Below are 11,763 nucleotides of genomic sequence, written 5' to 3' on the forward strand. Positions count from 1 at the left end.
CTTTCATTGGCTTTATGAATTTGGTTTGGATTTCCTGTAGGGGATTGAATCAAAAATCTTTTAATTTTCCTAATCGTTTTAAAAATAGTGATAATTTATTTTTAAGTAAAAAAATCGAACTTAAATTTTGGCACAAAAATATGTGATAGTTCAAAAAAATGGTGTTTAAAAGCAAAGTATGTGCAGCTAACATTTTATTTCAAATTCACCGTAGCTTTCTTTTGCAAAGATAGTATTGAGTCCTAATTCAATTTCCAACGATTATGGCAACAAACTTAGACTCTTTACTTTTTCTAGGGTATAACCTAGAATTTCTATATTTACAGAATGTTAAAAACAGAAATGAAGTTTCAATATAAGGAATTCTATGCGGATAATAGGTTCTCGGTATATATAAAAAAGATATGGATACTGGATAATCTTGCCAATCCAGAACGTATAGCTGGCAGGCAGGTTCTTCCGAACGGCTGCTTCAATATTGCTGTGATTGAAGGCAATGGGCTCATTATAAAACATATGGGATGGGAGAAAAACCTGCTGAACGGCAGCTACTTCTGCGGACAGATGACTCAGGGCTTAAGCGTAGAGATCCTCTCTTATTCGAAGGCTACTATTGTTCAATTGCATCCTTGGACTCCTGCGCATTTTTCCGTTGCAGACATGAGTAAATTTACCGATCAGATTGTTCCTTTTGAGATGCTGGAAATTGGATCAGATCATTTCAGTAAGCTTCCAGGCCGAAGCTATAAGGAAATTTATAAGACCTTTCTACTACTATTTGGACCGATGATGCAAGAAGGCAGTACTCAGGAACTAATTTACCGTGCGTCGTCCCTGCTGGTGGAAAGCAACGGCAGCCTGCAGATCTTGAAATTATCCGAGTATCTGGGGTGCTCTTCAAGGCATCTGCAAAAAATATTTAAGAAACATATAGGGATTTCTCCGAAGCAGCTGTCTCTCATACTGCGACTGCGAGATACCGTAGACAGCATTGCCTATCGGCAGAAGGACATCCTTTCCATTACGGACCTTGCACTGAACAGCGACTTTTTTGATCAGGCCCACTTTATAAATGCATTCCGGTCATTTGCCAAAGTTTCCCCTAAAAAGATAAACATACCTGATTACTTCATATCATTCAAAAAATAGCATGGCGTTCGCTTTTTTACAATTTAATGGCATTTCGATTGAATAATTTTACTTTCTGAAAAACTGGAAAATGATAGTGGGCTGAAGTAAACACTACTCTTATAAACACTGCCCAAAAGCCCTATATAATTCTAAATCCTGAAATTATTATTAATATCATTATAATTAAGAAAAATGAAAAATGTTTTGAATTTAATCCTTTTACTTTTTGTAAGTACATATTGTTGTGGACAAAAAAATAATATCAGTAAAATGGTGGAAGAATATGCAGTTAAGAACCATTTCAATGGAACGGTGTTGGTTCAAAATAATCATAAAATCTTTTATCATAAAATCTTTGGGTTGCAGAGCGTTCATTTAATTCTAAAGTTACTAATGAAACGAAATATCAGGTCTGCTCAATCACAAAAACATTTACAGCTGTTCTTATCCTTCAGCTTGTTGAGAAAGGAAAAATTAACCTCAATAGCAAAATTCGTGACTATTTAACTGATTACAAAGGTAGTGGTGGTGATAAAGTGAATGTTCGTCAGTTATTAAATCATACATCCGGAATGAAAAATACGGATACAGTCAAAGGTCCAAATTTTTTAAAACATGGCATTGGATTTTATCATTTTCCCTATGAATTAAAAGATATTGTAAACAAATTTTGTTCAAATGATTTGGTTAATGAACAGGGAACAAAATTCGATTATAATAATGGAGAGTATATGATTTTAGGTCGAATTTTGGAAGTAATTTATGGGAGGACATTTGAGGAAATTTTGAACAATGAAATTCTCATTCCATTAGGGATGCAAAATTCTGGTCTGATCTCGCAATATAAAGTGATTAAAGGACTGGCGACACCCTATTATAAAGATAAAAGTCTAGACCACCTAATTCCAAATATACCAATGTACGTGGAGGATTTTTCTGCTGCCGGTGCAATGTATTCCACTACATCTGATCTTATAAAATTTAATAATGCGTTGTTTAATTTTAAACTGCTGAAAAAAGAAAGCCTAGATGAGCTTTTAACACCAGGTTTAGATGATTATGGCTATAGCGTATGGATAAGGGATGAAGGAAAACATAAACGAATGGAGCGTTATGGTAGAATCGCAGGTGCAAATGCTGTTTGGTTTCACTATTTAAATAAGGACGTGAGTATTATCATTCTATCAAATACAAACCTGACAGATTTGGGGGATTATGCTTCAAGAATTGAGAGAGCAATCCTTTAAGCTATTTTTTGCAGCTCTTACCGCTATTGGTTCCTGTCTTTTGTGCCCACCCCCGGCACAAAAGGATTTCACTGCTATAGGGCTAGGGCTGCTGAGGAGCCCGGCTCTTTAGACTAATAAAAACATGTAAGGTTATAAAAAAATGGCACCAATTGTCTTCAATTGGAGGCATTTGGCTTGTTTGTTACCCCTAAAGGACAGATTACAAACCATTTTATGGAGGATTTGAAGAGATTGGCTTACTGGAAGTAGAGCTTGTCTTTCATTAGCTTTGTAAATTAGGCAACGAATGGCGAAAATTTATTCACTTTTTAGTTTTTTAATCATAGTCTTTCCATTTTCATTGTTTGGGTTTATAATTATTGATTTTTCATAATTTTCAATTGCCAAAGATTTCTGCCCATTTATCATATAGGCTTCGCCTATGCTGTCATATGCGTTAAATGAATTAGGGTGCCGCCTAATATTTTGCTTAAAAAATTCTAATGCCTCTTCCATATGTTTAAAACGGAGCTGCTGATAGCCACATTGGTTTAAAAAATCTTCCGTGGGATTTATGGTATATCCAAATTCTTTAGATATTTTTTTAAAATGGTTTTCCAGATCCTTGTATAGAATTCTATTAGGGTTAAGAAAAACTTCAGTATGCCAATTGCTGTAAATCAATCTAAGCCCATCATACATACTTTTATAGGGCACAGAAAAATGATTCTCATCGTTGTATTTTTTGTAGATCCATTGAAAAGATTTTGGGGCAAACGTTTTTAGCTGCTGATTTAGCAAATCAGCTCCTTTTGTATCTTCATTTCCAAGACTTAGAAAAATTTTGCTTACGAGGTGATTATTTTCTTTAAGATAAGAAGTGAAATTTGCAATTACTTTTAATTTATTTTTATCACCTGTTAAGGCTGGGCTGATAATGATTGATGCCTGAAATAAATTTGGTTCCGTGGCGTTTGCATAAATACCGAAAAGTCCGCCCAATGAATGTGCTTCAAGAATTCGGTAGGGCTGAGTTCTGTAGTTTTTATCCATGTATGGAACAAGTTCGTCTTTTATAAAACTTAGAAATTTGTCTGCACCATTTTCTTTTAAATCAAATGTTGGTGTAAAATCTCTTCCCCGGTTTGTATTTGGAATTGCTACAATAATCATTTTTGAAATAAAATTTCTCTCAAAATCAGAGAGAAAATCTACCATTTCTGAAACGTACTTAAAATGACTTCCTCCGTCAAGTAAATACAACACTGGATAAGTATCATTTGAAGAAGCATATTCTGGTGGTGTATGAATCCAAATTGTTCTTTCTTCGCTAATTAATTTAGAGTAAATTGAAATTTGTTGATGATTTATTGGAGGAATCGAATCAATTGTCTGGCAAAATACATTTTCGGAAAAGAGAATTAAAAAAAATCCGCAAGTTTTAACCATTAATATTTTAGTATTGTTTTTCATAAGTTGTTAATTTTCAGAATTTTCAATTGCAGCCTCGGCGCAAAAAGTTTTCCACTGCACACGAGCTTAGCGAACTGACGAAGCAATCGGGGCTGGGGGAGCAGGGAGGCCAATATTTTTAATTTTCCTCATTGAACAATACTTCTGCCTATAATGACCATTGCATTGCAGACAGACTGCAGGATTGAAGCCTTAAACTTTATAAACCTTAGTGATTACTGAAATACAAAAGGCCTAATTTTCATTAATAGAATGACCCCTTTAATAAATGCGGCTTACTTTTTTGAATAGACATATTCGTGTCTGAGTATCCATTTATTGTCTGCTGAAAATAAAACTTCTTTGCGTGTAGAAAATGAGGTGCCGCTGATTGTATAAGTTTGTTTGATTAAGGCTTCCTTATTATCATTGCCGTCTTTCCCCTGTCTTTGGGTTACAATCTGTATCTGGCCCTCAGCTAGTTTTGTTCTTGATATTACCTCTTCTTTTCCGATATATTTTCCATCTTGTGAAATACTGATAATCTGGGTTGAGTTGGCGCTTTTCTCTTTAGGGTAAGTATTAATGAATTCAAATTCATTAGAATCATTGATTCTTTTAACTTCAATATCAGCTGCCATTGTATAGGGTTTCCCGGAAGAATAATCCAGGTAGGTCAGGCTTCCGGTCCACTTCCCGGACAATTTCTGGAAATCCTGAGCAAGCTGCTCTTGATTTTTCTGGGCATCTGCAGAATGTGCACCAAAGAGGATAATGATTAATGCTGTAATTGCGGTGATTTTTTTCATCAGGATTGTTATTAAATTATACATCTTGCTAAGGGTATTATAAAACGAATCATAAAAAAGAGAAACAGGATTCACTGCGGGCAGGTTTTCAGTGCGGGGTATAAGGATAGTGTTCAGGTTCATTTTATAATATTCTGCATCGCTTTCTTTATTATAAAGACCTTTCTATTTTTGATTTGTTACACTTGATTTATCTTTTATTGCTTTTAGGCGCAGCAGGACTATTTTTTTATATCTTAAAAAGGATTCACTGCCGGAGAAAGCAGATGCAGAGATGTTCAGAAAAGCCGCTTCATTTAAGGATGGCTTTTTTGATTTCAATAGCTTTGGATTGTTTAACTGATTACTGTATAAATAATTAAAAAAGCTCATTTATGCATGAGCTCAATTTCCCCGGCAGTGTTTTGAAATATAAAACCCGCCCTGTAGAAAGTTTAATCACAACTTTGCATAAGACGGGCTGTCCATAAACATAATCTTCCAATATTATGCCTAAATTTTTTTGGTATATTTTTTTTGGTAAAATTCGAAAAATTATACTTGGATCTGTTATTTCCCGATGTTCTATTGTTGTATAATTACACGGATACGTGTAGTGGTGATTTCACAACGAAAGGAATAACGCATTAAGACATGTAGTATTGTAACAGATTTCAAAACAATGTGGATTCGAACTCCGGCGGAGTATAAATACAAAAAACAAAGCTTGATAAATTTCAATTTCTCAGGCTATATATATTTCGTAGCATAAGCATTACAATTTACGCAATTGGTTTCAGAAGCTGCGGGCAGTTCTCTTTTTTACCCGGATGTTATTTTAGAAGACCTGAACAGGGCAATCCATTTTTGCTGGGATTCCGGTGTGATTTTTTTTTCTTTGACGGACCAGTAACAACGATAGGATTCTGTTTTTCCCTGGACGGCATAGTGGATCATCGATTCCTGAGGGGCTTCGATTTTACAAATCATCCAGGTATATACTGCGTTGCGATCCTTTTCAATTATAGTTTTTTGTGCTGTCGGTGCGTATTTTTTCAGGTTTTGGTAGAACGTTTCAATTTCGGTTTCCAGCGGCAGTGGCAGGGAGCCATGATAGCTGTATATGGTGACCATTTCGGTATGGTCCGGAATAGTTTCTTTGCCTTTTAATAATATAATGGTGGTCATGGTGCCCGTCGCATCATCCTGCTGGTCCACAATGTGCCAACCTTCCTGTTCGGGCCAGTTAATGGTCAGTAGTTCGGTTTTTCTGCCCGACTGGGCATTGCTGTGGCCAAAGGTTAGAAAGGCAAAAAGGATAATAATGAGGTAGCCTGTTTTCATTGGTGGTGGTTGGTTGAGGTTAGTTTTTTAAGGCCAATATAAGAAATATTCCCATACCGTTTCAGTGACGTCTGCCGGGCTCCTGTCTGCTTTTAAACGCTAGAATGCACGTAAAATCGTAATCAACAGGTGGTGAGAAAACAGGGGTCTTAAAATGGACGGATTGTTTGTCTGTAAGATCATGACAATATATGACCATAAGGAAGACTACGCAGATGTAGGAGGCTTCACAGTTTTTTGTGCCTTTTGATTTATGTGGGGACCTTTCTTTCTTTCTTTCTTTCTTTCTTTCTTTCTTTTGTTGTTGGTTTATTTATATTTTTATTTTTTATTCGTGAATGAAGGATAGATGGTAGTGCAAGTGTGGTATTTAAAATTCCGCTAACTTATGATTTTTGATATTTTATATTGTCAGGTTTTATTGAGACTCGGTAATGTGTCAGGTGTGTTGGCGGTTAAGAAATCGACTTAACATATACAGTTAAAAAGAGATTCACAGTATAGCACATCAGTAAGAAAGCAACTTTAGGGTTGTTTTTTTATTTAACAGAACTGGGTTGGAAGGTTCAACAGCTTACCGCCTGATCTCCCACTTTGTAACTTTAAAAATTAGGGAGGATTAAGTACGGGAAATAAAAAAAATGTAAAATTTTTATTTCAAAATTAAAAATATATATTTACCGAATTATCTGACAATAGATAGACCATGCATTTTTTATAAACCAAAATACTAACGACATTATGATTAAAAACTTTACTTTATTTTTCCTGTTTATTGTTTTTCCCTTTTACGGTCAGGTACTCAATACCGTGGTGGTTCCGGCTTCCAAAAAACAGGGATCCTTTAAGGATTGCAGCCTGAGTTCCTGCAACTACTTTGAAAGTACGGGAGATGAAATTTCCTATAGTGACGGTACCGGGGGAGCGTCCGATACCAAAAACGCACGATACCTTTTTGAACACCCGGGTTTTAATAACGATAAGATCAAAAAGATAATTCTGGAGATCAGTATCAGCAAGATATTCCAGAGTACAGCAGTGGACGCGGGGATGTCCATCAAAATGCCAAACAGTTCCTGCAACAGTTCCATTGCCTGGAGCGGCTTTATAAACCAGCAAACCCTCTACAGCTGCAACCAGAACGGCACTTCAATATTTCAGAACGGTATCGGGACCGGCAATACCTCGGCGACCACCTTTTTCCTGTCCATCTATGATAAGAATGCCACGGGTTTTATCGGCCAGACGATCAACTACTTCACGCCGGGCAGCGATTCCTTTACCTTTTCTTTTCACCCGCTGGTGGGCGGGGTACAGATACATTCCGCAAAGGTCCATATCACTTATGAGGGCACTGCTCCTGTTCCTGTAGTGCCCGCCACACCCACACTTACGGCTACTGCAGCCAGTGCCTCCAGTGTGTCGTTGACCTGGAATGCCGTAGCCAATGCAACGGCCTATGAGCTGCAGACCTGCAGCAACCAGCAAATTGGGGTGGTGACCGGTACCAGTTATCTCGTTTCAGGATTAAGCGCCTCAACCAACTACGGCTATAAGGTCAGGGCCATAAACGGCACGGTATCTTCCGCGTATTCCGCCTGTAAATATGCGACAACCCTGAGTGACTGTTCCTCGGCGATCACGTCCGTAACCCCCGAGGTGTACAGCTACTCCCAGTTTTCGGGTGTGGTAACCTATAATTGGTATCCCGTGAGCCAGGCTAATTTCTACAGGGTATACCGCTGTGAAACCAATCAGTTACTGGCCGAAACAACAGCAACGCAATTTACTTTTACCCCTAAGGATTTAAAGCCCGGCGAGTCGTACAGTATCAAAGTAATAGCGGTGGATTATTGCAGCGGCGGTGCAACATACCTGTCAAAAACCTCCGCCTGCAGTTACGTGCACGTGGTGAAGTGCGTCAGTAACGCCTTCCCCGAAAATGCCATCTACTCCACGGTAAATGCTGGAAATGTTACCTTAAGATGGCCGCATGTTTATCCGTATGGAAATTACGTCTATCAGGTATTCAACTGCGCGACGCTCCAGATGATCGGCAGTACCTATGAAACGAGCCTCGCACTGGGCAACCTGCCCGTGGGTACTACCTCCTATATGATCCGCACAAAAGGCTGTGAAGCCAGTCCGGTGTCGGCGCTGAGCAGTTGTTACGAAGTCGTTATTGGCAGCGGGTTAAATAAGACGGCCGGGTCAAGTGCGCTGCATAAGCCAGAGATACTAACGCAAAGCAGTTCTGATGATAATGCGGTTTCTAATGATTTGGGATCCAGGGACCAACCGGGTTCCCTGGAAAACGGGTCAGCCCTTGTGGTCTATCCCAATCCGTCTGAGGATTATATAACCGTTACAATCCCAAAAGATTTCCTGGGAGGGCAATTGGCCTTATATGATCTGTACAATAAAGTGATATGGAAAAACGACAACATCAGGGCATCATCTGAAACCATAGAGTTAAAACACCTGCCGGCTAATATCTACTTTTTAAGCGCCACCATACAGGGCAGAACCTTCATTAGTAAGGTGGTGAAAAAATAGGGGTATGACCGTGAACGGATTGTTTGTCTGAAGCATCATGACAATATAAAGCCATATGGAAACTGCGCAGATGTAGAAAGCTGCGCAGTTTTTTTGTGCCCGGTAATTTTTATGTGGGGACCTTTCTTTCTTTTTTTCTTTCAGAAGCATTCAAATATCTAACCCACTTAGTAAAGATTTTGATACAATCAGAGCATTATCATTTTGTAATTCGGATCTTATTAATTGTCTTTTTATTTAGTTTTTATTGTAATTCCTTTAACAGTAATTCAAGTGAATTAAGTATAGTTTAGTCAAATAAAACATAGGTAATTACCTAAAAAACAAAAGCGGGGCGTAACCTTAAAGTTCTTAAATGGATCTTTATTGATAATTTCCTTATCAATTGCACGAATTACTATTTTTTTGAAATTAGCGATGTATTTTAAAGTAGTGTTATTGCTGCAGTCACGGACTGTTCGCAAATAAAACTCAAAGTCCTTTACGAATTCAAGATTCAAATCTGAAAATTCAAGATCATCTCTTTTGAACTTGAATTTAATAAAAGCAGTTAAATGATTTTTAGTAATGGTAAACCTGTCAAGGGTACCTTGAGCATATCCTTTTCCAAGAAGTGCCTTCATTTCATCATTATGCTTTTGAAATTCTTCCAGTACCTTAATTCTTGGCGCTATTCTTCCAAGAACATGATCCATAATTTTTTCAGTGGTTATGGGGTTACCACTATACATCATTTCAGTTTTGATTTCATTGATTTTTAATGTCAGTGAATCCAAAAAGAAGTTTAAAGATTTTGCATCTTCTTTAGAGCCGATTGCGCGTTCGGCCTTTTGGTCCCATCGGCTAATGTCCCATTTTCTTTTAGTGGATGCTTCCTTTGGAATGCCGTCTACGGTTATTCTGAAATAAACCGTTCTAATTTTACTCTCATTGCGGGGTATTTTCAAAAAGAAAACCAACCCAAAACTGCTTTCTAACATAATTCAGCTTTTTAGATTAATAAATGTAGAATTATAGCATCAAAAAAACAAGTCGTTAACCTCGTTAACCCCTTTGTTTATAAGGGATTATTTCAAATTCTGTGGCACATTTTCCCATCACCTAAAAGTGCCACGATTTTGCCATAGAGATTTTGAGCGGTTTTAAAAAATTTGAAAAGCAGTATAAAAGAAAAAAACCTGCGAATCTTAGGATTTGCAGGTTTTACCACGTTTTTTGAGGGTTTTTGAAAAGATTGAAAAAGTGACTTTTTTACTTCTTTTACCCTTTTTGTGGGGAGAGAAGTATTGAAACCTACGAGGATCAATTTAACCTATTAAAAATATTATTATGGCCTTGCTTGGAATGATGCATTCTTTCTATTTCATCAATATTTTCGGCGCTGATAGAGCATAATGAATATAACGGTAAGATTTAAGAAGAGATAAAAAAATGGGAGTTACAGTTTCCTTTTTAATGATCAGGGAGAATTACTTTCTTATTAAAAAACTTAGTTTTATTAAGAAACTATTCCTGCTATAATGAAGTTTAAAATGATTAACTTTCAGAATGGAAATATGTTGTTTTGTAAAATAAAATAACAGGTTTGTACCATATTTGTACCACGACGTTGTGAAGTACTGATATACTTGGATTGTTATTTTTGAAGAAGTAAAATAATTTACGTAAAGACACATTGCATGTGTCTTTACAATCGAATATAAGAACCGAGTCAGAAATGACTCGGTTTTTTTATGGATTTACTTTTTGGAATTAAACCCGACCAGTTTTGGAAACCTGTTGAATTTGCAAAATTCTTTTTACTTTTTAAATTTATAAGAAATATATTTGTAATTAGAACAGAAGAATTATTGATTTATTTCAGGCTGTTTTAAATAGAAACTAATCATTTGTCAAAGTAATAAAAAGATATGCAAGTCACTAAAATTAATATAACAGATAAAGCAAAAAGGAAGATAAAAAAAATTGCTATAAACAATAATCTTGATTATGATTTAGTTTATTCTATCTTCTGCTTTAATTGGAACTACGATGGAGCTGAAGGAAAATGGGTTTACGATATTGATCAAAATGAAGACAGCCAAAACCGTTACAAATTTATTTTTGATACTTTAAAATTACCTCAGGAAAACCTAACTAAAAACCAAGTCGTCGATGAGATTTATAATCATCTGAAAAAAGTTAAAAAAGATGAGTTATATGAAAAATTTATTTCTGGTGCAGTACAAGGTAATTACTGCTTAATTTCTGAATATTCATCATTTCATTATTTGACAAAACTAACAAAAGAAAAGTTAATTACTTTGGAATGGAAATCAGAAAAGATGACAAACGAAAACATAGTTGAGAAGCTGTTTCTTAAAATCTTTCGAGGGGGTTCGGTTGACAGATATAGTCTTGAATATTTATATGCTGATTTGGTGATAGATTTACCTTATGAAAATCAAATGATAAAAAATGAGGACTGGGTAGAAAATTTTGTTAAGAGAGTTGATGAAAATGGAGAAGAAATAAATCTTACTGGCTTGGTAAATATATTAAAAGGATTTTGTAAAGGGAATAAAAATTATTTACAAACAGTTCTTGAAGCTTTGTCATATTCTGACATAATAAAAGTTAAAAATCATTCTGTAAATCATATTTTTATACCCGATTTTAGAAATAAATTATCTGCTCATTTTTATTCTAATGAATGGACCTATCCTTTAAGATTTTGGAATAAATCAAAAAAATAGATATTAATCGTTGTTTACAATTCAATACGAAAACCGATTCAGAAATGGCTCGGCTTTTTTGTTTTGAAGAAACCCTCTACGATGTGTCTTCTTATATTGTAATTTAGGGTGTGGGCGTATTACAATCCGTCGCTACGCGAATCATAAAACTGACAATTGTCATTTCCTTTTCGGATTCTTTTTCGTAATATTACTATTGTAAAATTTTTATGAATGAGAAAGATTAAATACAAGAAAGGACGCAAACTGCAGCATGTAAGTTTAGAATATACAGGTACTCATAAAGAACATGAAACAGAAATGCAACTTTTTGTATATGACGATACTGATGTTGTAGAATATGAAAAGTTTACTTCACTGGCATTGAATTCGTGTTTTGATTATAAAAAGAATAACTGGCTGAATATCCACGGATTAAATGATATTAATCTCATAAAAACGATAGGGCTTCATTTTAAACTGGATGATTTTTTACTGGCTGATATTTTAAACACAACTAAAAGAACCAAATTAGACGAACAGCCGGAT

At 35.8% G+C, this 11,763-nt stretch carries 7 protein-coding genes and 2 pseudogenes; 5 read left to right on the forward strand and 4 right to left on the reverse strand.

Annotated features, from left to right (window positions below):
- The first annotated feature begins 327 nt into the window (after window positions 1–327).
- Both DCO46_RS20680 and DCO46_RS20690 read left to right on the forward strand, forming a co-directional pair.
- Window positions 328–1,149 carry a helix-turn-helix domain-containing protein gene (locus tag DCO46_RS20680; protein ID WP_116754381.1) on the forward strand — a complete coding sequence of 274 codons (822 nt, stop codon included), beginning with the start codon at window positions 328–330 and terminating at the stop codon, window positions 1,147–1,149.
- A gap of 353 nt (window positions 1,150–1,502) precedes the next feature.
- Window positions 1,503–2,378 (forward strand): annotated as a pseudogene (locus tag DCO46_RS20690) (serine hydrolase domain-containing protein); the annotation flags it as partial.
- A 300-nt stretch (window positions 2,379–2,678) separates the two neighbouring features.
- On the opposite strand, the gene DCO46_RS20695 reads toward DCO46_RS20690, so the two are convergent.
- The 3 genes from DCO46_RS20695 to DCO46_RS20710 all read right to left on the reverse strand — a co-directional run bounded on the left by DCO46_RS20695 (window position 2,679) and on the right by DCO46_RS20710 (window position 5,944).
- Entirely contained in the window at window positions 2,679–3,833 is a 1,155-nt protein-coding gene (locus DCO46_RS20695; protein ID WP_116754384.1) for an alpha/beta hydrolase-fold protein, read from the reverse strand.
- 275 nt (window positions 3,834–4,108) lie between these two features.
- On the reverse strand, window positions 4,109–4,621 hold the full coding sequence (locus DCO46_RS20700) for a hypothetical protein (protein WP_124019589.1): 513 nt from the start codon (window positions 4,619–4,621) through the stop codon (window positions 4,109–4,111).
- An 801-nt stretch (window positions 4,622–5,422) separates the two neighbouring features.
- The gene (locus tag DCO46_RS20710; RefSeq protein ID WP_116754387.1) at window positions 5,423–5,944 is read right to left on the reverse strand and encodes a hypothetical protein; all 522 of its coding nucleotides are present in this window, start codon (window positions 5,942–5,944) and stop codon (window positions 5,423–5,425) included.
- Window positions 5,945–6,685: 741 nt separating this feature from the next.
- Here DCO46_RS20710 and DCO46_RS20715 point away from each other — a divergent pair.
- Window positions 6,686–8,500, forward strand: coding sequence for a fibronectin type III domain-containing protein (locus DCO46_RS20715; protein ID WP_116754388.1), 1,815 nt, complete (start codon window positions 6,686–6,688; stop codon window positions 8,498–8,500).
- A 293-nt stretch (window positions 8,501–8,793) separates the two neighbouring features.
- Here the strand turns inward: DCO46_RS20715 and DCO46_RS20720 are convergent, their stop codons facing one another.
- Window positions 8,794–9,480 carry a phage integrase SAM-like domain and Arm DNA-binding domain-containing protein gene (locus tag DCO46_RS20720; protein ID WP_243416366.1) on the reverse strand — a complete coding sequence of 229 codons (687 nt, stop codon included), beginning with the start codon at window positions 9,478–9,480 and terminating at the stop codon, window positions 8,794–8,796.
- Window positions 9,481–10,410: 930 nt separating this feature from the next.
- Between DCO46_RS20720 and DCO46_RS20730 the strand changes: the two genes are divergently transcribed.
- Window positions 10,411–11,235 (forward strand): hypothetical protein, encoded by an 825-nt coding sequence (locus DCO46_RS20730; RefSeq protein WP_116754390.1) that lies wholly within the window; start codon window positions 10,411–10,413, stop codon window positions 11,233–11,235.
- 213 nt (window positions 11,236–11,448) lie between these two features.
- A pseudogene (locus DCO46_RS20735) lies at window positions 11,449–11,763 on the forward strand (magnesium and cobalt transport protein CorA); the annotation flags it as partial.

Origin of the sequence: Flavobacterium sp. HTF (assembly GCF_003105115.1) — a bacterium.
GTDB lineage: Bacteria > Bacteroidota > Bacteroidia > Flavobacteriales > Flavobacteriaceae > Flavobacterium.